The 21,529-nt window shown below is 35.7% G+C and carries 17 protein-coding genes; 1 reads left to right on the top strand and 16 read right to left on the bottom strand.

The features are described 5' to 3' along the window. Positions 1-26: 26 nt before the first annotated feature. The 5 genes from hfq to miaB form a co-directional block, all read right to left on the bottom strand. Positions 27-326: an RNA chaperone Hfq gene (gene hfq / locus ELD05_RS05930; RefSeq protein WP_039764400.1), complete on the bottom strand. Its 300-nt coding sequence runs from the start codon at positions 324-326 to the stop codon at positions 27-29. A gap of 64 nt (positions 327-390) precedes the next feature. Then, positions 391-1,329 carry a tRNA (adenosine(37)-N6)-dimethylallyltransferase MiaA gene (miaA, locus tag ELD05_RS05925; protein ID WP_127351702.1) on the bottom strand — a complete coding sequence of 313 codons (939 nt, stop codon included), beginning with the start codon at positions 1,327-1,329 and terminating at the stop codon, positions 391-393. A 38-nt stretch (positions 1,330-1,367) separates the two neighbouring features. Beyond that, positions 1,368-3,167, bottom strand: a complete 1,800-nt coding sequence (mutL, locus tag ELD05_RS05920; RefSeq protein ID WP_127351701.1) for a DNA mismatch repair endonuclease MutL — start codon at positions 3,165-3,167, stop codon at positions 1,368-1,370. Continuing rightward, a complete protein-coding gene (gene mutS / locus ELD05_RS05915; protein WP_127351700.1) occupies positions 3,164-5,755 on the bottom strand; it encodes a DNA mismatch repair protein MutS in 2,592 nt (863 codons plus the stop codon). The genes mutL and mutS overlap by 4 nt, the downstream gene beginning before the upstream one ends. A 3-nt stretch (positions 5,756-5,758) precedes the next feature. Then, complete coding sequence (gene miaB / locus ELD05_RS05910; protein WP_127351699.1) at positions 5,759-7,174, bottom strand: tRNA (N6-isopentenyl adenosine(37)-C2)-methylthiotransferase MiaB; 1,416 nt, start codon at positions 7,172-7,174, stop codon at positions 5,759-5,761. A 169-nt stretch (positions 7,175-7,343) separates the two neighbouring features. Here miaB and ELD05_RS05905 point away from each other — a divergent pair, with 169 nt between their 5' ends. Beyond that, positions 7,344-7,541 carry an alpha/beta-type small acid-soluble spore protein gene (locus ELD05_RS05905; protein WP_039764404.1) on the top strand — a complete coding sequence of 66 codons (198 nt, stop codon included), beginning with the start codon at positions 7,344-7,346 and terminating at the stop codon, positions 7,539-7,541. 57 nt (positions 7,542-7,598) lie between these two features. Here the strand turns inward: ELD05_RS05905 and ELD05_RS05900 are convergent, their stop codons facing one another. The 11 genes from ELD05_RS05900 to ELD05_RS05850 form a co-directional block, all read right to left on the bottom strand. Beyond that, entirely contained in the window at positions 7,599-8,030 is a 432-nt protein-coding gene (locus ELD05_RS05900) for an ACT domain-containing protein (RefSeq protein ID WP_127351698.1), read from the bottom strand. A gap of 61 nt (positions 8,031-8,091) precedes the next feature. Further along, positions 8,092-9,393 carry a phenylacetate--CoA ligase family protein gene (locus ELD05_RS05895; protein ID WP_127351697.1) on the bottom strand — a complete coding sequence of 434 codons (1,302 nt, stop codon included), beginning with the start codon at positions 9,391-9,393 and terminating at the stop codon, positions 8,092-8,094. Between the two features lies 1 nt (position 9,394). Beyond that, the gene (locus ELD05_RS05890; RefSeq protein ID WP_127351696.1) at positions 9,395-9,988 is read right to left on the bottom strand and encodes an indolepyruvate oxidoreductase subunit beta; all 594 of its coding nucleotides are present in this window, start codon (positions 9,986-9,988) and stop codon (positions 9,395-9,397) included. Between the two features lie 7 nt (positions 9,989-9,995). Beyond that, a complete protein-coding gene (iorA, locus tag ELD05_RS05885) occupies positions 9,996-11,729 on the bottom strand; it encodes an indolepyruvate ferredoxin oxidoreductase subunit alpha (protein WP_127351695.1) in 1,734 nt (577 codons plus the stop codon). A gap of 32 nt (positions 11,730-11,761) precedes the next feature. Further along, a complete protein-coding gene (locus ELD05_RS05880; RefSeq protein ID WP_127351694.1) occupies positions 11,762-13,063 on the bottom strand; it encodes a phenylacetate--CoA ligase family protein in 1,302 nt (433 codons plus the stop codon). Positions 13,064-13,219: 156 nt separating this feature from the next. Beyond that, on the bottom strand, positions 13,220-15,814 hold the full coding sequence (gene clpB, locus ELD05_RS05875) for an ATP-dependent chaperone ClpB (RefSeq protein WP_127351693.1): 2,595 nt from the start codon (positions 15,812-15,814) through the stop codon (positions 13,220-13,222). Positions 15,815-15,892: 78 nt separating this feature from the next. Continuing rightward, a complete protein-coding gene (locus ELD05_RS05870) occupies positions 15,893-16,339 on the bottom strand; it encodes an Hsp20/alpha crystallin family protein (protein ID WP_039764415.1) in 447 nt (148 codons plus the stop codon). A 212-nt stretch (positions 16,340-16,551) separates the two neighbouring features. Continuing rightward, positions 16,552-17,013 carry a transcriptional regulator NrdR gene (gene nrdR, locus ELD05_RS05865; RefSeq protein WP_127352931.1) on the bottom strand — a complete coding sequence of 154 codons (462 nt, stop codon included), beginning with the start codon at positions 17,011-17,013 and terminating at the stop codon, positions 16,552-16,554. Next, positions 17,010-18,683 carry a sensor domain-containing diguanylate cyclase gene (locus tag ELD05_RS05860; protein ID WP_127351692.1) on the bottom strand — a complete coding sequence of 558 codons (1,674 nt, stop codon included), beginning with the start codon at positions 18,681-18,683 and terminating at the stop codon, positions 17,010-17,012. The genes nrdR and ELD05_RS05860 overlap by 4 nt, the downstream gene beginning before the upstream one ends. 232 nt (positions 18,684-18,915) lie before the next feature. After that, positions 18,916-20,139 (bottom strand): NAD(P)-dependent malic enzyme, encoded by a 1,224-nt coding sequence (locus tag ELD05_RS05855; RefSeq protein WP_127351691.1) that lies wholly within the window; start codon positions 20,137-20,139, stop codon positions 18,916-18,918. Between the two features lie 43 nt (positions 20,140-20,182). Further along, a complete protein-coding gene (locus ELD05_RS05850; RefSeq protein WP_127351690.1) occupies positions 20,183-21,517 on the bottom strand; it encodes a replication-associated recombination protein A in 1,335 nt (444 codons plus the stop codon). Between the last annotated feature and the right edge of the window lie 12 nt (positions 21,518-21,529).

Genomic DNA, 21,529 nt, shown 5'->3' with positions numbered 1-21,529 from the left:
TCTTTAAAGAGATTTTTTACGCTTTTTTATTTTGACTCTTGATTTTGGTTAGTGTTACTTTGCTGAGAAGCTGTGTTTTGCGCTTGTGAGTTTTGAGCTTGAGCCATGTAGTTTATTGGCTTTGATGGCAGAATAGATGAAATTGCATGTTTGTAAATAAGCTGCTGTTTATTATTCTCTGTCTCTACCACCAATGTAAAGTTATCAAAACCTTTGATAACTCCTTTCAGTTGGAATCCACTCAGTAAAAAGATCGTAACGTTGACTTTTTCTTTTCGAAGCTGGTTCAAAAATAAATCCTGCAAGTTCAAATTTCCTTTTGCCACCTTATGTATTCCTCCCCAAACTTAAAAGTTTTTTATATTATAATTTTTATATGTTTTTCTTAAATTATACCACACTTTTGCAAAGTTCAAAACATTTTTTCACAACTTCTTTAAATTCAAGGTTACCTACATCCAAGAATATAAAATCCCCTTGATACTTAAACCAAATACTCTGCCTCTTTGCAAACTGTTTAGTTCGCAGTTTAAGCTCCTCTTTTGCCTCATCTAAAGTAATCTTACCTTCAATGTATGGTATTACCTGCTTGTATCCAAGTCCTTGCATAGACTTTAAGTCCTTTGAATACCCCATTTCAAGCAGCATCTTCACCTCATTTACAAGGCCCATTTTAAACATTTTCTCAACCCTTGTATCAATTCTCTCTTTAAGAAGAGACCTTTCCATCACAAAACACAAAGGTAGTATATTATACTTTTTAGAACCTTTTTTCCTCACCTTGTCCAAAAAATCTGTCGGCTTTTTGCCAGTGAGAAAGTAAATTTCCAAATACCTTATAACCCTTTTTACATTATTCGGATGAACAGACTGTGCAGCCTTGCTGTCAATATTTTTAAGCATTTCATAAAGATACATATTCCCCTTTTCATCAAGCTCTTTATAAAGGTTTTGACGTACCTGTTTTGAGTCCCCCATCTCAGGAAACTCAATCTCATCCACAATCGATTTTATATAAAATCCTGTACCACCAACAAGAAGCGGAATTTTGCCTTTTTGATAAATCTCATCTATTGCTTTTGTTGCATCTTTTTGGAATAACGCTACATTGTAATCTTCATCAGGGTAGACAACGTCAATCACATAGTGTTTTACTATTTGTCTTTGCTCTTTGGTTGGTTTAGCAGTGCCAATGTCCATATACTTATAGACACACATAGAATCTGCAGAGACAATTTCGCCATCTATCAGCTGAGCAAGCTCAATTGCAACATCCGTCTTTCCAGTTGCAGTAAGACCTGCAATTACAATCAAAGGAATTTTTTGCATCTTCTTTATTTCACCTTTTTCCCAAAATCTTATTTTTATCAAACAATCCTTTTGAACATCTTTTCAATATCCCTTTTTTGAATTTCAACAACAACAGGCCTTCCATGAGGACAGTTGAATATCTTCTTCTCAACAAGAACAAGCTTTACTATTTCTTCTTTTTCTAAATCTGAAATATTCATATTGCCTTTAACTGCTGCTCTGCATGCTATCTTTTTGAGCAATTCCTCTGAAAAGTGGGTTATACCCTCTGCTACTGATTCATTGTAAATCATCTCAATTATATCACCTATGAAAAACTTATCAACTGCACTTTTAAATAAAAGTGGATATGTTCTTACCACTATTTCATTTTTCCCAAAATCACCTATTTCAAAACCAAGTTTTTCGAAAAAGTGGACATTTTCTAAGACAAACTCTTTTTGAGAAATTGGAAGCTCAACTATAATTGGAGAGAGCAGTATCTGTCTTTGGATTTTATTCTGAAGAATTTCTTCTTTCAAAACTTCAAACAATCTTCTTTCATGAACAGCATGCTGGTCTATAAGATAAAGGCTATCCTCTTTTTGTACAATGATATAGGTATCAAAAGCATATCCCACTATCTTATAAGTCTCAACATTAAACTCTTCTGAAAATACAGTTATGACATCTTTGCTCTCTTTTTCTACCTCTACTTTCGAAAAATCAAGTTGTTCCTCAATTTTCAAAAATTCATTCAAATTTTCTTGAAACGCTTTTTCTTCGCTTTGTTGTTCTTGTGTATAAGACCAAAGTTTTTTTACCATTTTAACATCTTGTAAAGTTTGGGGCAAATAAAGACTATCTAAAGTAGGTTTTGGAATCATTTTTTCTGACTGAAGTGCACTTGAAACTGTCTTATATACAGTGTTATAAACATATCTTTCATCTCTGAACTTTATCTCAAGTTTTGCAGGGTGAACATTTACATCAATGTCAACAGGATTTATTTCTATAAACAAAAATACAATGGGAAATCTACCTGTCAAAATTGAATTTTTAAAAGCCTCATCAATACAAGTGGAAAGAAGCTTGCTTCTTATAAATCTTCTATTGACATAAAAGTGATAACCGCTTCTTGTTGACTTACTCAAAACTGGGTTTACAAAAAAGCCCCATACTTTTAAACCTTTTTCTTGGTGTGAAAAGTCAATGAGGTTTTTTAAAATCTCTGACCCAAAAACTGAGGCAATAGCAGACTCTACTTTACTATCCCCTGGTGTAAAAAGTTGCCTTTTATTGTCTACCTGCATCCTAAAAGAAATCTCTGGATAGCAGATTGAAATCTTTTCAACAACTTCAATACAGTATTTTTGCTCAGTAGAAGGTGATTTTAAAAATTTTAGCCTCGCTGGTGTATTATAAAAAAGGTCTTCAATTGTAATTTTTGTCCCTTTTTCAAAAGGATATATGGTTTTCGAAAGAACTTTTCCACCTTCAACCTCTACCTTACACCCTTGTTCCTGTTCATAGTGCCTTGAGATAAGAGTGACCTTCGAGACGCTTGAAATTGCACAAAGTGCCTCTCCTCTAAAACCCATTGTTGTAATTTTAAAAATGTCGTCAACCGATTTTATCTTACTTGTTGTGTGCCTCTCAAAAACGTATTCAATGTCATCAGAGTGAATACCTTTGCCATTGTCATAAACCTCAATTTTTTTTATACCACCTTTTTCTAATTTAATATCAATCAAACTTGCTCCTGCATCAATGGAATTTTCAATTACCTCTTTTAAGCACGATGCAGGCCTTTCGACAACCTCACCAGCTGCTAAAATGTGAGTAATCTCCTCAGATAACCTATTTAACTCTCTCATAACAGTTGCCTCTCTTTTGCTTTAATTATCTCATGTTTCAACTCGCTTAAAATGTTTAGTGCCTGAATTGGAGTTATATTTAAAATGTCAAGGTTTTCAATCTTCTCTATTATCTCATCTTTTTTGTATGAAAAAAACTCTATCTGCTCAGTAAATTCTCTTTTTATCTCTTTTCTTAATCTCTTTGCCTCTTTCCGATTTATATCAGCCTCTTCAAGCTTTTTTAAGATTTGCTCTGCTCTTTGCAAAACCTCTTCAGGAATACCAGCAAGCCTTGCAACATGAATGCCATAACTCGAATCACAGCCACCCCTTACAATCTTTCTCAAAAAGATAATGTTTTTCCCTTCTTCTTTTACATCAACTCTATAATTTTTCACACCTGAAATCCTCTCTTCAAGCTCTGTAAGTTCATGATAGTGAGTTGCAAAAAGAGTCTTTGCACCTATTTTAGATTTGTCAGCAACATATTCTAAAACAGCCCAGGCAATTGAAAGCCCATCGTATGTGCTTGTGCCTCTTCCCACCTCATCAAATATTATAAGGCTTTTCGGCGTTGCATTTTTCAAAATATTTGCAACCTCACTCATCTCAACCATAAAAGTGCTCTGGCCAGAGGAGATGTCATCTGATGCTCCAATTCGTGAAAAAATCTTATCCACTATACCAATCTGCGCTTCTTCTGCTGGAACAAAGCAGCCCATCTGCGCCATTATGACAATTAGTGCTACCTGACGCATGTATGTAGATTTCCCTGCCATGTTAGGACCTGTAATTATCAAGACTCTGTTTTGGTCATTGTCAAGTTCTGTGTCATTTGGAACAAAGTTGCTATGGCCTATCATTTTTTCAACAACAGGATGTCGACCATTTTTTATATAGATTCTATCGCCCAAATAAACGGTGGGTTTTGTATATCTGTTGTCAATAGCAATGTGAGCAAATGAGCAAAGAGCGTCAATTATAGCTATACAACTTGCTGTTTTTTGAATTCTATCTATCTGGCTTTCTACTTTGTCTCTTATCTCACAGAAAAGCTCATATTCAAGCTCAACAAGTTTTTGTTCTGCATTTACAATCTCATCTTCTAACTTCTTCAGCTCTTCTGTGACATATCTTTCTGCGTTTGCAAGAGTCTGTTTTCTTATATAGCGCTCGGGAACAAGTGAATAGTTAGATTTAGTTACTTCAATGTAATATCCAAAAACCTTGTTGTAGCCTATTTTTAAATTTTTGATGCCTGTCAAATTTCTTTCTTTTTCTTCATATTGAATAAGAAGTTCTTTACTGTTCTTTGAAATATTTCTCAGCCTGTCTACATGGTCATTAAATCCATCTTTTATAATCCCACCTTCTTTCAGGCCTACAGGTGCATCTTCGTTTATTGAAGAATCAATTAGACTATATACATCTTCTAACGTGTCAAGTCCATCATAAAGCTCTTTCAGCAAAGGTGATTTAAACTCTCTCAAGAGTTCTTTTAGCTGCGGTAAAACCTCAATTGATTTTTTTAAACTTAGCAAATCCTTTGCGTTTACGCTCTTGTAAGCAAACTTTGAAGATAGTCTTTCAATGTCATATATTCCTTCTAATAGTCCTTCAATCTGCATTAAAAGTGGAAAATTGTTGTAAAGTTCTTCAACTGCATCAAGTCTTCTGTTTATCTCAACAACATCAATTAAAGGTCTTTCAAGCCATTTTTTAATTAGTCTTGAGCCCATTGACGTTTTTGCCTGGTCCAAGATTCCAAAAAGACTATTTTTCTTTGAGCGAGCAATTATACTCTCTGTCAACTCCAAATTCCTTTTTGTGCTGAGGTCAATTTGAAGATAATTCTGTACTCTGTAAAACTCAAACTTTTTTATATAGTTAAATGAAATCTTTTGGGTATCCACTAAATAATTAAGTAAATTTCCAACAGACAGTGCCACTTTGTCATTTAGATTGGTGATTTGCATCTGTTTATCTATTAAATCATAGCATCTATCAATGTCAATAAACTCTATTTTCTGAACAAATGAGTTGTAGTTTTCTCTAATAAGTTCATAGAGGTCATTATCCAAATGAGAAACTAAAATTTCACTTGGAGCATATTTACTAATCTCATTTATCATCTTTTGGATATCATCTTCAATTAAACAAGCATACATTTCACCTGTTGATATATCAACAAATGTCAGAGCAAAATTAGTTTCAGCCCTTGCAACACAGCAGATAAAGTTATTTGCCTTGCTAAAGCTTTCATCAATAAATGTACCTGGTGTGATAATCCTGGTAATCTCTCTTTTCACAACACCTTTTGCAAGCTTTGGATCTTCCACCTGCTCACAGATAGCTACTTTGTATCCTTTTTCAATAAGCTTTGCAATATAGCTATGTGCGGAATGATAAGGAACCCCGCACATAGGTGCTTTTTCATTGTTTCCACAATCTCTTGCTGTTAGGGCTATCTCAAGCTCTTTTGAAGCAATTATTGCATCGTCAAAGAACATCTCATAAAAGTCCCCAAGCCTGAAAAACAGAATACAGTCTTTTACCCTTTGTTTTATCTCCATGTACTGCTGCATCATTGGGGTAAGCTCTTGCATAGTTCATATCACCTCACCATAAAGCCAATGCCTTGAGGCTTCCAAAATTTTTACATTTACAAACTTGTACATAAACTCAGAAGAACACTTCACATTTACTACTTTGTTAGTTCTTGTTCTTCCTTCAAGAAGATTATTCCTCTTCGAGTACCCGTCTATGAGAATTTCATATACTTTCCCAAGCATTTGCTGATTCTTTTTCAAAGCTATTTCCTCAACTAATTTTACAAGTCTTTGAAATCTTTCATGTTTTACCTCATCAGGCACCTGATTTGGCATTTGCGCTGCTTTTGTTCCTTTTCTCTTGGAGTACATAAAAGTAAACGCTGAGTCAAACTCAACTTTTCTGACTACATCCAAAGTATCTTCAAAATCTTCTTCTGTCTCGCCTGGAAATCCTACTATAATGTCTGTTGTAATTGCTATGTCAGGAATGTTGTTTTTTAGCTTTTCAACAAGTCGCAGGTAATCCTCTTTTGTGTAGTGCCTGTTCATCTCTCTTAAAATCCTTGTTGAACCCGACTGTACTGGTAGATGTATATGCTCACACACCTTCTCCAAGTCCCTCATTGCAAAAATTAGCTCATCTGACAAATCTTTTGGATGCGAGGTCACAAACCTTATTCTCTCGATACCTTTTATATTATTTACCTTTTCAAGGAGTTTATAAAACGGAATTCCATCGGGCAAGTCTTTACCGTAAGAGTTCACGTTCTGCCCCAGTAGTGTGACCTCTTTTACTCCATTTGCTGCAAGCTGCTCAATTTCAAATAGAATCTCTTCAGGTCTTCTACTCCTTTCTCTCCCTCTTACGTAGGGCACAATACAATATGAACAAAAATTGTTACAGCCATAGATTATATTGACAAAGGCACTGACACCTTCTCTTCTTGCAGTTGGAATGCCTTCAACAACTACATCTTCATCCTCTGCAACATCAATTACGGTCTTTTTTGTAGTAATTGCCTTATACAGAAGCTGAGGAAACCTGTGAAGGCTCTTTGTACCAAAGATTATATCTAAAAAGGGGAATATTTTAGCAAGCTTTTGTGCAACTTCAAGTTGCTGAGGCATACATCCACATACACCTATTATCAAGTCTGGTTTTTTGTCCTTTAATCTCTTTAGAGGACCAATATTACCATACACTCTCGACTCAGCATGTTCTCTCACAGCACATGTGTTAAAAATGATAAGATCTGCTTCTTCGACATTTTGAGTCTCTACATATCCCATTGCATTTAGCATTCCTGCTAATTTTTCAGAATCATGGACATTCATTTGACATCCATAAGTTATAATGTGATATGTTCTGTTTTTCCCATTTTTAAAATAATACTCTGAGTTCATCTTTTCAATCTCTTCAATGAAGTGTGCTTGAGTACCAAAATCTATATAATAAATTCCTCTATTTTCCAAGTTTTATCCCCCTCAAAGTTTTTTCATTTAACAAGCTTTATTATAACATTTTGTACATGGAATTATAATATCATATGGTCCCATTTTTTTCTTAATATTTGGAGCAAAATCAGAACAAAATTAATATTGAAATCTCAAATAATCACCGAGAAAAAAGGAGGAAAAATTCATGCCAAGGAGAAAAAGGCTTGTTCCAGAAGCTGCTCCTCAGCTGGATAAATTAAAACAAGAAACAGCCCAAGAGGTTGGCGTAACTCTTGACAACTACAATCCAAACATTACCACAAAGCAAGCAGGAACTGTTGGTGGATATATGGTCAAAAAGATGATTCAGGACTATCAAAACAGGGCAAAGAACCAGCAGTAACAAAAAAACGGCAGAGGGAAATTCCCTTCTGCCTTTCACCTTATTCAGATTAATTCCTTACAGAGAATAAACCTCATTTGCTGACAGTATCCTAACATTGTTTTCTTTTAAGACATTTACTGCATAATCGCCATTTTCAACTTTCAAGATTACAAGAGCTTCATCAGTTATCTTTCCTACAAAAGCATACATGTATTCAATTCCTATGTCGTTTTTATATAGAATATCAAGCACTTTTGCAAGACCGCCTGGTTTGTCTTCAACAGCTATTGCAATCACGTCTGTTGCAGAAACTGTAAATCCATTTTCTTTTAGAACCTGCAAAGCTAAATCAGGCTTGTTAACAATTAGTCTCAAAATACCAAAGTCTGTTGTATCAGCAATTGAGAGAGCTGAGATGTCAATGTTGTTCTTCCCTAAAATACTTGTCACCTCAGCAAGTCTTCCTGACTTGTTTTCTAAAAACACAGAAATCTGCTTTACATACATTCTTAAAAACCCTCCTGAATATTTTCAAACTCACCTACTAATTATATTAATACCCATTTATTTATATCTTTCTCTTGTCAATTACTCTTTTTGCCTTTCCTTCACTTCGCTCAATTGTCTTTGGCTCAACAAGCCTTACCTTAACAGAGATTCCAAGTGTATCTTCAATTGCTTTTGTTATTTTCTTTTCAAGCTGTTCAAGCTTTTTGACCTCATCTGAGAACATTCTTTCAGAAACCTCTACCAAAACTTCTAAAACATCAAGGTTATTGACCCTGTCCACAATTAACTGATAATGAGGTTCAACCTCGCCCATCTCAAGCAAAACACTTTCTATCTGAGATGGGAAAACATTCACACCTCTTATTATTATCATGTCATCAGTTCTGCCAATAACCTTTTCCATTCTAACAAGTGTCCTGCCACATTTGCACCTGTCATAGTGAAGAGCTGTTATATCCCTTGTTCTGTATCTTATAAGAGGAAGTCCCTCTTTTGTTATTGTAGTAAATACAAGCTCACCATACTCTCCCTCACCTAATACCTCTCCTGTTTCAGGATTTATTATTTCAGGTAAGAAATGATCTTCATTTATGTGCATACCACACTGGTATTCGCACTCAAAAGCAACACCTGGGCCAATTATCTCAGAAAGCCCATAGATATCATATGCCTTAATATTGAGCTTTGACTCTATCTCTTTTCTCATATTTTCAGACCATGGCTCTGCTCCAAATACACCTGACTTGAGCTTCAATTGAGACTTGTCAATTCCCATTTCCTCCATTGTTTCAGCAAGATAAAGTGCGTAAGATGGTGTACAAGCCAAAAGCGTTGTTCCAAAGTCAACCATTAGCTGAATCTGTCTTTTTGTATTGCCTGATGAAATTGGTATGACAGATGCACCAATTCTCTCTGCACCATAGTGTACTCCAAGACCACCTGTGAAAAGTCCATAACCATATGCAATCTGGACAAATGAATGCTTATCTGCCCCTGCTGCAACAAGTGTTCTTGCCATAACCTCAGACCAGATCCCGATGTCATGTTTGGTATATCCTACAACTGTGGGTTTTCCAGTTGTACCAGATGATGCATGGATTCTCACAATCTCACTTAATGGCACAGCAAAAAGACCATATGGATAGTTGTCTCTTAGGTCTTGTTTTGTTGTAAATGGAAGTTTTTGTAGGTCACTTAAGTCTTTTACATCCTCAGGAATAAGCCCTAACTCCTGCATCTTTTTTCTGTAATACGGAACACTTGTATAAACTCTTTTTACTGTCTCAACCAAGCGTTTTAGTTGAATTTCCTGCAATGTACCCCTCTCCATACACTCCATATGTTCATCCCAATATCTCATCTTAAATCTTCACCTCACCTAAATCTACATTTCTACCTATCGCAAACGCCTTAAGATTTATCTCAACAAACTCTGGTTTTACATTATTCTCTATAGCCTTTCTAAAATAGCTTTCTTCAATTCCTATAAGTCTGCTAAACACGCCTAACATTATAGTATTCTGAACACGTGGACTTCCTACTTTAGTGAGCAAAGATGGGATATCAACCTTATAGAACTTTACTCCAAGCTTCTTTACAATCTTATCCACATCAGGATACTTATATACCCCCGTAATAACACTCATCGGAGGGATTTCATAGTCAGAGTAGATTAAAATCCCTTCTTTTTTTAAATACTCAATCCAGCGCAGAGCTTCTAACTTTTCAAATGCAATTATATAGTCAGCCTCTGCTTTGTCTATAAGTGGTGAAAATACCTTCGTGCCTGCCTTTACATATGTTACAACACTGCCTCCTCTTTGCGCCATTCCATGGACTTCTGATATTTTTACATCATATCCTACATTCAAAAATACTTCACCTAAAATCTTACTCAACAAAATATTTCCCTGTCCACCAACCCCAACTATTAATATGTTGAGATTTTCTTTCATCGCGCCACTACTCCTTTACACTACTGATTGCTCCAAATCTGCAGATACTTTCGCACATACCACATGCAAGACACAAGTTCTGGTCAATCGTAGGTACCTCTTTAAGTGATATAGCAGGACAGCCTAAGCTCAAACATAGTTTACAGTTTTTGCATTTATTTTTGTCAATGTATCTTTTTGATAATACATATTTATACCTTCTATGAAGTCTGCAAGGTGCTTTGACAATTAAAACCTTAACACCTGGCTTGTCGATTAGTGTACTTATTTTTTTGATGTTCTCATTGATATTGTATGGGTTTATCTCTTCGACAACTGAACATCCTATAGTTTTGCAAAGACTAACCAAGTCAAGTTTAAAAGTCTCCTCTCCCCTAATTGTATATCCAGTTGCTGGATGGTCTTGATGCCCTGTCATTCCAGTTGTGGAGTTATCCAATATCAAAAGTAGCATGTCAGATTTGTTATAAACAGCATCAATAAGCCCAGTTATTCCAGAGTGAACAAAGGTTGAATCACCTATGACTGCAACTACTTTAGCCTTCTTATCTGAGGCCTTTGAAATGCCATGAGCCATTCCAACACTTGCACCCATACAAATACATGTATCCATAGCATTAAAAGGCGAAAGAGCCCCCAACGTATAACAACCTATATCACCTGTTATGATAATGTCTTTTATTTTGCTTAAAACGTAAAAGATACCTCTGTGAGGGCAGCCAGGGCATAAAACAGGAAGTCTTGGAGCAAGCTCTTCATTCAGTTTATAAGGAGGCTCAACTTGCGTTTTTTCAATTGCCGATTTTATGAACGTAGGGGAATATTCACCTGTCATCTTAAAGATCTCTTTGCCAACTGCATTTCTTATTCCCATTGCCTTTATATTTTCTTCTAAAAAAGGGTCAAGCTCTTCAACAATATAGACCTTTTCAAACTTGCTGCAAAAATCTTTAACTAACCTCTCTGGCAGAGGATAAACCATACCCAATTTTAAAACCCAAGCGTCAGGATATGCTTCTTTTACATACTGGTAAGCTATACCTGCTGTGATAAAGGCTAAATTACTTTCACCTTCCTCAATTCTATTAAGCTCTGTTTTTTCGGCAAACTCCTTTAAGTCATTTAACCTCTTTTCAACAATTTCATGCCTTTTTCGTGCCATCGCTGGCATCATTACATACTTTTGAATATCCTTTTTGTATCCATAATCTATTTCAACTCGGCTATCTTCTTCCACTACTGATTGAGAATGTGAAACTCTTGTTGTAAGGCGCAAAATTACAGGTGTATCGTACTTTTCACTTATTTCAAAACCTTTTTTCACAAAATCAACACACTCTTGGCTGTCAGCAGGCTCTAAAACTGGCACTTTTGCTGCCTTTGCAATGTTTCTTGTGTCCTGCTCATTTTGTGAAGAGTGCATACCAGGGTCATCAGCAACAGCTATTAAAAGTCCGCCGTTTACCCCTGTGTAAGATACAGTAAAAAGGGGGTCTGCGGCAACATTCAAACCCACATGTTTCATCGAACATATTGCTCTTTTACCATAGATAGCCGCCCCAATCGCAACCTCCAAAGCCACCTTTTCGTTTGGTGCCCATTCACAGTAAATCTCACTGTACTGGGATATGAACTCTGTAATCTCTGTTGAAGGTGTACCAGGATAAGCAGTTGCAACCTTCACACCTGCTTCATAACATCCTCTGGCAACTGCTTGATTCCCAAGCATAAGTCGTCTCAATAGTCTCAGCCTCCAATTTATTCTTTGTTTTTTTAGTTTGTTTGCTTCCTCAAATCAACAACTCTTTTTGCCTTGCCAGTTGTTCTTTCAAGAGTCTTTGGCTCTACCAATTTTACTTTTACATTTAACCCCAATACTGTATAAATTCTGTGCTTTATCTTGTTTTCCAGCTTTTCAAGTTCAGCGTACCTTTCTAAAAGCTTCCCATCTACAAGCTCAACATGTACTTCTAAATCATCCAAATATCCTCTTTTTGTAACAACCAGCTGATAATGTGGTCCAATTCCTTCTATTCCCATTAAAACACTTTCAATTTGCGAAGGAAATACATTCACACCTCGAATAATTAGCATATCGTCTGTGCGTCCTTTTACAGAGGTCATTCTGACATTTGTCCTTCCACATTTGCATGGTTCATAAATTAGTGATGTAATGTCTCTTGTCCTATACCTTATAAGCGGCATTCCTTCTTTTGTGATTGTTGTCAAAACAAGCTCACCTGTTTCGCCCTCTGGTAAGACCTCACCCGTCTGGGGATTTATAATCTCTGGATAGAAATGGTCTTCATTTATATGAAGTCCTTCTCGAAACTCGCACTCTCCTGAAACACCCGGCCCAATAATCTCAGACAACCCATAGTTTTCTGTTGCAAAAAGACCCCATTTTTTCTCAATCTCTCGTCTCATCTCTACTGTTGAACTCTCTGCACCAAATAATCCTATCCTGAGTTTCAGCTTTGACCTGTCAATATTGAGTTCATTTGCAACCTCATCCATGTAAAGTGCATAAGATGGAGTGCAAACCAAAACTGTTGCGCCAAAATCTTGCATTACCATAAGCTGCTTTTCTGTATTACCACTTGAAATAGGAATTACAGTTGCACCAACTCTCTCTAAACCCTGATGAAGTCCAAACGCTCCTGTAAAAAGTCCATAGCCAAATGCTATCTGGGCAATGTCATGTTCTCTTACCCCTGCTGCTGTTACAATTCTCGCAACCACCTCTGTCCAGATTTCCATATCATGTTTGGTATATCCTACAACTGTAGGTTTTCCTGTTGTACCTGAGGAGGCATGAATTCTAACAATCTTTGACAAAGGGACGGTAAATAGTCCATATGGATAGTTCTCTCTTAAATCATCCTTTGTTGTGAAAGGAAGAAGCTGAATGTCTTTAAGAGTTTTGATGTGATGTGGCTTTACTCCAATTTCATCAAATTTTTTACGGTAAAAAGGAACATTTTCATAAACCCTTTCTACCGTCCTTTTAAGCCTTTCAAGTTGCAGTTCTTCATATTGTTTTCTGTTTAGTTTTTCATATTCTGACCATATCATTCCAACCTACCATCCTTCCTGATTATGTATATTGCAGAATATAATAAATTATAATTATGAGCTTTTTTAAGTTATTATATTGTAATATTTGATGATTTTCAAGCAAAAAGGCAAACAAAAATGGGCCACCTCATTTGATATTTCCTTGAGATAGCCCTACTTTATTATTACAAATCTGTCATCTTCAACATCAATTTTGATATTGTCACCTTCGTCAATTGTACCCTTTAAAATTTCTCTCGCAATTAACGTCTCAACATTTTTCTGTAAAAACCTTTTTATTGGCCTTGCACCAAAGTTCACATCGAATGCATTTTCCGTTACATATTCTTTTGCTCGCTGTGTAAGCATTATTGAGATCCCTTTTTCTATAAGCTTTTGTTGAATCTCGGCAACTCTCAAGTCGATAATTTTTATTATCTGCTCTTTTGTAAGGGGCTTAAAGATTATTATCTCATCAAGCCTATTTAGAAACTCTGGCCTGAAGTGTGCTTTGAGCTCTTTGTCTATGAGTTTTTTTGTATTTTCATCTATTTCACCATTTGAGATGTTTGCATTCAAGAGATACTCACTTCCCAAGTTTGAGGTCATTATTATAATTGTATTTTTAAAGTCTACCGTTTTTCCTTTTGAATCTGTGAGCCTTCCATCATCCATTATCTGAAGCAAGATATTGAATACATCATGGTGAGCTTTTTCAACCTCATCAAATAAGACAACAGAATATGGTTTTGTTCTGACAGCTTCGGTGAGCTGACCTCCTTCTTCATACCCAACATAACCAGGTGGTGCACCAATAAGTCTTGATACAGAGTGTTTTTCCATGTATTCTGTCATGTCGATCCTTATCATGTTGTTCTCAGAGTCAAATAAAGCCTCCGCTAAAGCCCGTGCAAGCTCTGTCTTACCAACACCTGTTGGCCCTAAGAACAAAAATGTTCCAATTGGCTTTCTTGGGTCTTTTATTCCAGCCCGTGCTCTCATTATAGCATTGCAAACAGCCTCAATTGCTTCATCCTGACCAACAACTCTTCTGTGAAGTATTTTGTCAAGCTCTAAAATCTTTTGCCTTTCTGTTTCAACAAGCTTTGCAACAGGAATTCCTGTCCACTTTGACACAATCTTTGCAATCTCTTCTTCTGTAACCTCTTCTTTCAAAAGTCTTTTTTCTGGCGGAATCTTTTCTGTTTCTTGGCGTTTTTGCTCAAGCTTCTTTTGAAGATCTAATAGCCTTCCATATTTTAGTTCAGAGAGTTTATTCAAATCATAGTTTCTCTCTGCTTCTTCTATTTGAATTTTAACATCTTCAATTTCTTCTTTTATTTTTCTTATCTCCTTGATAAGTTCCTTTTCATATTCCCACTGAGCAGAAAGCTGGTTTGCTCTGTCATTTAGTTCTGCAATCTCTTTGTCTATCTCTTCCAATCGTTGCTTTGTACTTGGATTTTCTTCCTTTTGCAAAACATTCTTTTCAATTTTTAGCTGCATAATCCTTCTTGTAATCTCATCAAGTTCTGTAGGCATTGAATCTATCTCTGTTCTCAGAAGTGCGGCAGCTTCATCAATGAGGTCAATTGCCTTGTCTGGTAAGAACCTATCTGTGATATACCTATCAGAAAGTTTTGCGGCAGCAATCAAAGCATCGTCTGTAATTCTTACACCATGGTGGATCTCAAACCTCTCTTTAAGTCCTCTTAAAATAGAGATTGTATCCTCTACAGACGGTGGATTTACTAAAACCGGCTGAAATCTTCTCTCCAAGGCTGCATCTTTTTCGATATATTTTCTGTACTCATCAATTGTAGTTGCACCTATACAGTGAAGCTCTCCTCTTGCAAGCATAGGTTTTAAAAGATTTCCTGCATCCATTGCACCTTCTGCTCTTCCTGCACCAACTATATTGTGAATCTCATCAATAAATAAAATTATTCTGCCTTCTGATGCCGTAATCTCGTTCAAAACCGCTTTTAGTCTTTCTTCAAACTCACCTCTGTATTTTGCACCAGCTATCAGCGCACCTAAATCAAGTGCAAAGATGGTCTTATCCTTCAAGCCTTCTGGAACATCACCTTTGACAATCCTTTGTGCAAGCCCCTCTACAATAGCAGTTTTTCCAACACCAGGCTCGCCAATCAAGACAGGGTTGTTCTTTGTCCTTCTTGAAAGAATCTGAATTACTCTTCTTATCTCTTCATCTCTTCCAATAACAGGGTCGAGCTTTCCTTTTTTTGCAAGGTCAGTAAGGTCACGACCATATTTTTTCAACACCTCATATGTTTCTTCAGGGTTTGGATTTGTTATCCTCTGGTTTCCTCTTATTTTATAAAGCTGTTGCAAGAATTTTTCGCGGATAATCCCATACTTTCTGAATATAGCTTTTGTAGAAGGATGGTCATAGTCTATCATTGCAAGATATACATGTTCAACACTGATATACTCATCTTTAAACTTTTTTGCCTCATCTTCAGCTCTCAATAGTATTTCGTTTAAAAATCTATTTACATACACAGCCGAAGCCCCAGGGCCATAAACCATTGGAATCTTTTTTAGTTGATCTTCTATATCTCTTTTGTATATTTCTGTATTTATTCCCATATTTTTTAGTATCTTTGCAACAAGCTTGTCATCTTCATTTACAAGGGCATAGTGCAAATGTTCTACTCCTATCTCCTGATGTTTATACAATATTGCGGTATTTTGTGCGTCTAAAAGAGCAGATTGTAGGCTTTGTGTAAATTTTTCCATATTCATATTGTCTTTCACACCTCACACCTAAGAGCTTTTTAGAATAAAACAATCAGGGAAGGTTACTGCCTTCCCTGATTGTTTCTATTCGATGTCAATTGTTCTAACATTTGGTTTTGATGGTCTTTCTTTTGGAAGCACAATTCGCAGAATTCCATCTTCATACTTTGCTTTAATACCGTCCTCTTTTACATTATCAAGGTAGAATGTTCTGCTAAATGCTCCATATCTTCTCTCTCTTCTTATAAAGTTCTCTCTTTCTTCTTTTTCCTCTTGCTTAGTTTCTGCCTTTATAGTGAGTTTATTGTCGTAAAGCTCTATCTTGATGTCCTCTTTTTTAACCCCAGGAAGCTCAGCTTCAATGATATACTCGTTTTCAGTCTCCTTGATGTCTGTTCTCATAAATCTTGAACCTCTTTCAAACGGAGCAAAGAAATCCTCAAACCAATCGTCAATGTCAAAGAACTCTCTTTCAATTCTTCTCATGATGTCAAATGGTTTTCTTCCAAATGGAACAATGTCTCTTAACATTTCACATCACCCTCCTCTTGACTTTTTTGACTTTTGGAAGGTTTCTAAAGTAGCGAACCATCGCCATTTCCAATTTGATTTTGACTATCTTTGACTTTCACTTACTATTATACATTTTTTCACATTCATCTCAACTTTCAAATTTAATCAAATTTCTTGATTTTTTTAAGTTTTTCTCATTCAATATTTATTTTTCTCAGTCTTTCTTAAGATTATTCTATCTTTTCTGTCAAAAGTTTCTGAAGCTCTTCTATAAAGGTATTTATATCTTTAAATTGCCTGTAAACAGAGGCAAATCGCACATACGATATCTCATCAAGTTTTTTCAACTTTTCCATAACCATTTCGCCTATTTCCCTTGAAGAAATCTCATCTCTCATAGAGTTATAAATCTCATTTTCAATCTCATCTACTATTTTGTTCATCTGCTCAATAGACACAGGCCTTTTTTGACATGCTTTTATAATCCCATTGAGAATTTTGCTTCTGTCAAACTCTTCACGGCGGTTGTCTTTTTTTATAACCAAAATAGGCTGTCTTTCAATCTTCTCAAATGTAGTAAATCTCCTCTGACATTTCAAACACTCTCTTCTTCTTTTAATTGTCCTTCCTTCATCAGCAGGTCTTGTGTCAATTACCTTGCTATCTTCATATCCACAGTATGGACATCTCATACTTTCATCTCCAATTCCTGATTGTATATCACAGTACAATTTTTCCCACTGCTTTTTGCACGGTACATCGCAATATCAGCACATTTTATCAAATCCTTAACATTCTCGGCATGTGCTGGGTAAGAAGAGATTCCAAAGCTTACTGTAATCTTTGTCTGGACAAGATTATCTTCTATTGTTTCGTTCTCAATTGCTCTTCTTATCCTCTCAACAACCTTGTAAGCCTCCGAACTTTCAAGATGACTAAATACAATCACAAACTCTTCGCCACCATACCTTGCCACAATATCTCCCTTTCTAATCTTTTCTTTCGCAATCCTAACAATTGTCTGTAGTACTTTGTCCCCAAACAAATGCCCATATGTATCGTTGAGTTTTTTGAAATTGTCAACGTCAAACAATGCAACACTAATAGGATATCTACCATTTGAAGCTTCAATTTCCTTTTCTAAAACTTCATATAGGTAAATACGGTTATATGCACCTGTCAAGCCATCAACCATTGCCATACTTCTCATTTGCTGATACAGGCTTGAGTTTTCTAATGCAATTGAAACCTGAGCAGCAATAGAAGTTAAAAACCTCAAATTGTCCTCTGTAAAAATATCTTCAAATACATGTTCAAGCAATATTACTCCATACTTGTCATTTTTTGTAGAAAGAGAGGCATACATAATCGCCTTCGTTGGTCTTCCGTCAATAAACGGGCAATCTTCTGCTCTTACTCTATTTCTATACCCACTCTCACAATTCATTGCAACGTTTTTAAGCCATTCAATTTTTTCTTGTTTAAAACTCTCTTTTTGTTCATTCTCAGGAAGATTAGAATATGCAACGTATAGCTCTGTTTTATCTCTATTAAATAGTAAAATAGAACTCTTGTCAACTCCTGTTACACCAATCAATACATCGTTTACAAATTTCAAAAGTTCGTTAGTATCTAAAATTTGAGTTATTATTTTACTGATTTCTTGTAGATTGAAAAACTCACCAAGAGAGATATTAAGCCTTTTATTTATCTCTTTAAGATAGCTTATTTCCCTTTCCAATTCCTTTATCTTTACATCTTTAGCCTTATTTAACTCTACGTAATTTTTTATCTTTTCTTCCATTTGTTGTACTTGTGCTTCTAAGCTGCTAATTGAATTTCTTTCAACAACTTCAACTTTACCAGCGTTGTAAATCCAAAAAACATAGAAAAGGATGTATAATAAATTTCTAAAAACTTCAATGTTTATATCGCCTGAAATAAAATTACGGAATATGAAAAGAATATAAGAGAATATCAAGATAACTACTACTTGTCTGATACCACTCATTTTAATTCTTCCGATGTAAAATAAAAATACCAATGAGATAATAAACATGAGGTCAAACAGTTTTTCATATCCAAAGAAAAAGATAAGATTTATAACCTCAAAAAATTTAAGGTACTTATAAATCTCTTCACTAATCTCAATCCTGCCACTAAAAAGCCATACTTTAAAGAGGTTATAGCCTACTGATACAAATAAAAATATAACTGGCACAAGCCAATCAGAAAAATAGGAGAGATTGTAATTTTTTGAAAACAAAAGCCTATCAAAAACTAAGTACAGGCCAACTGCTCCTATTAAGAACCACGAAACTTTTATGTATTCTCTTTCAATAACTATTTTTTGAGCATTCACACAACTTCCTCCCGCCTTATACAATCCATTACTTTAAAGTTCCAACTTTTTTTTTTTTTTTTTTTTTTTTCATAAATGTAATATATTTACATCATACTAAAATGCAACACAATTATAAGGATATAAGTCTCTCATTAAAATTATATTACATATTGCACTTACTGTCCACAAAAAAAGTACCCTTTGAAAAGGGTACTTTTTAGTAAAGACTTTATTGGAAGATTGTACAATTTTACATATTTAACATAAGTGAAATTTTTCTTTGAAGTTCCCCTTCGCTCATATAAAGCTTTGCTATACCTTGCTCAATTGCCTTTTTTGCCACAGCCAAGGCTACCTCAAATGAAGTCCTTCTGTCAAATGCCTTTGGAATTATATAATCTTCACTTAAGTTCTCATCTGCAATCTTTGCTATTGCCTCTGCTGCTGCAATTTTCATCTCATCGGTTATTCTCCTTGCTCTTACATCAAGCGCTCCCCTAAAAATGCCAGGAAAAGCTAATACATTGTTTACCTGATTGCTAAAATCTGAGCGGCCTGTGCAAACAATCCTCGCCCCCGCTTTTTTGGCCCTATCTGGCATAATCTCTGGTATAGGGTTTGCCATTGCCATAACAATAGCATCTTTCGCCATATTCTTTATATCTTTTTCGTCAAGCACGTTTGCAACCGACAATCCAATAAAGACATCGGCACCTTTAATTACATCATGAACAGAACCTCTCAAGAATTCTTTATTAGTAATTTTTGCTATTTCTTGTTTGTATTTGTTCATATCTTCTTTTCTTCCATCATAAATTGATCCAAGCCTATCACAAATAATCACGTTCTGTGCCCCGTATTTTATCAAAAGTTTTGAGACTGCAATTCCAGCTGCCCCAGCACCGTTGATAACTATCTTTACATCTGAGATTTTCTTGTTTACAAGCCTTAAAGAGTTTATCAAAGCAGCCAATACGACAACTGCCGTCCCGTGCTGGTCATCATGAAATACAGGAATATCAAGCTCCTCAATGAGCCTTTCCTCAATCTCAAAACATGCAGGAGCCCCTATATCCTCAAGATTTATTCCTCCAAATGAGGGTTCAATAAGTTTTATTACCTTTACAATCTCTTCCACATCATTTGAATTTATACAGATAGGAAAGGCGTCAACCCCGCCAAACTCTTTAAACAAAACTGCTTTTCCCTCCATCACAGGAAGGCTACCATAGGCACCAATATTGCCCAATCCTAACACAGCTGTTCCATTTGTAACAACCGCAACCCAATTTGACTTTGAAGTGTATTCATAAACAAGTTCTTTGTCTTTTGCAATCTCTTTGCATGGCTCTGCAACACCAGGGGTGTAATAGATGCTCAAATCATTTGCATCATTTATTGGCACTTTGTTTTTGAGCGCAATTTTGCCTTTGTGCTGCTTGTGAAGTTTTAAAGCTAAACTTGCAATTTCCATATTTTCTTTGCTCCTCTCATTTTACTTGATCTTTTAAAAAATCTCAGCTACTTTTGTTACCATCTTCTTTTTTAAGATTTTCTATATACTCTTTTATTTCTTTTTCTTTTCCCATTTCAGTAGGATAATAGTACCTTCTTCCAACAAGCTCATCAGGCAAATATTGTTGTTTTACCCAGTGATTTTTAAAATCATGTGGATACAGATACCCTACTCCATGTCCAAGTTTTTCTTCACCATGTGAAGCCATTCTCAAGTGCATGGGAATACTTTTAATAGGAGTATTTTTAGCATCCTCAAGTGCCTTTTCAATTGCTAAATACGCTGAGTTGCTTTTCGGAGCACATGCAAGGTATATAGTAGCCTCAGACAAAATTATCCGAGCCTCAGGCATTCCGACAAACTCACAAGCCCATGCAGCAGATGTTGCCACATTTAGTGCCATAGGGTCTGCCAAACCAATGTCCTCTGCTGCTAAGATTATAAGTCTTCTGGCAATAAATTTTATATCCTCACCGCTATCCAGCATCTTTGCAAGATAAAATAAAGCAGCGTCAGGGTCAGAACCCCTTACGCTTTTGATAAACGCCGAAATTGTATCATAATGCATATCACCTGTGGCATCATAAAGACTTACCTTTCTACTTGAAAGGTTGCCTATGGTGTCTTGGGTAATCATAATTGTTCCATCTTCCAAAGGCTTTGTTGAATAAACACAGGCTTCTAAAATATTTAAAGCAACCCTTGCATCACCATTAGAAAGCCGTGCTATAAGTCTTTTGGCACTCTCTTCTATTTTTATATTCATTTCTCCAAGGCCGTTTTCCTTATCTGAGACTGCTCTGTCAATAATCTTTATAATATCCTCTTCCTTTAAAGGAAATAGCTCAAAGACAAGAGAGCGAGACACCAGTGCTTTGTTGACCTCATAAAATGGATTTTCTGTTGTGGCTCCAATCAAGACTATTATTCCCTCTTCAACAGACGGTAAAAGTGCATCCTGTTGAAGTTTGTTAAATCTGTGTATTTCATCAATAAATAAGATTGTCTTTCGACCACCTTGTGAAAATTCAAGTTTTGCTTCTTCTATAATCTTTTTTATATCATTAATCCCAGCAATGGTTGCATTTATTGATTTAAATATTTTGTTTGTAACCTGTGCAACAACATGAGCAATTGTGGTCTTTCCTGTACCAGGCGGTCCATATAAGATTATAGAGGTAAGTTTATCATTTTTTATGAGATTGTAAAGAGGTTTGCCTTCACCTAAAATATGCTCTTGCCCAACAATCTCTTCAAGTCGTTTAGGCCTTAGTTTATATGCGAGAGGAGATTCTTTTTTTAGTCTTTTTTCACCTAAATATTGAAAAAAATCCATTCAAGCTCACCA

It is taken from the genome of Caldicellulosiruptor changbaiensis (assembly GCF_003999255.1).
Taxonomy (GTDB): Bacteria; Bacillota; Thermoanaerobacteria; order Caldicellulosiruptorales; family Caldicellulosiruptoraceae; genus Caldicellulosiruptor; species Caldicellulosiruptor changbaiensis.
This window is presented reverse-complemented; position numbering and strand designations above follow the sequence as displayed.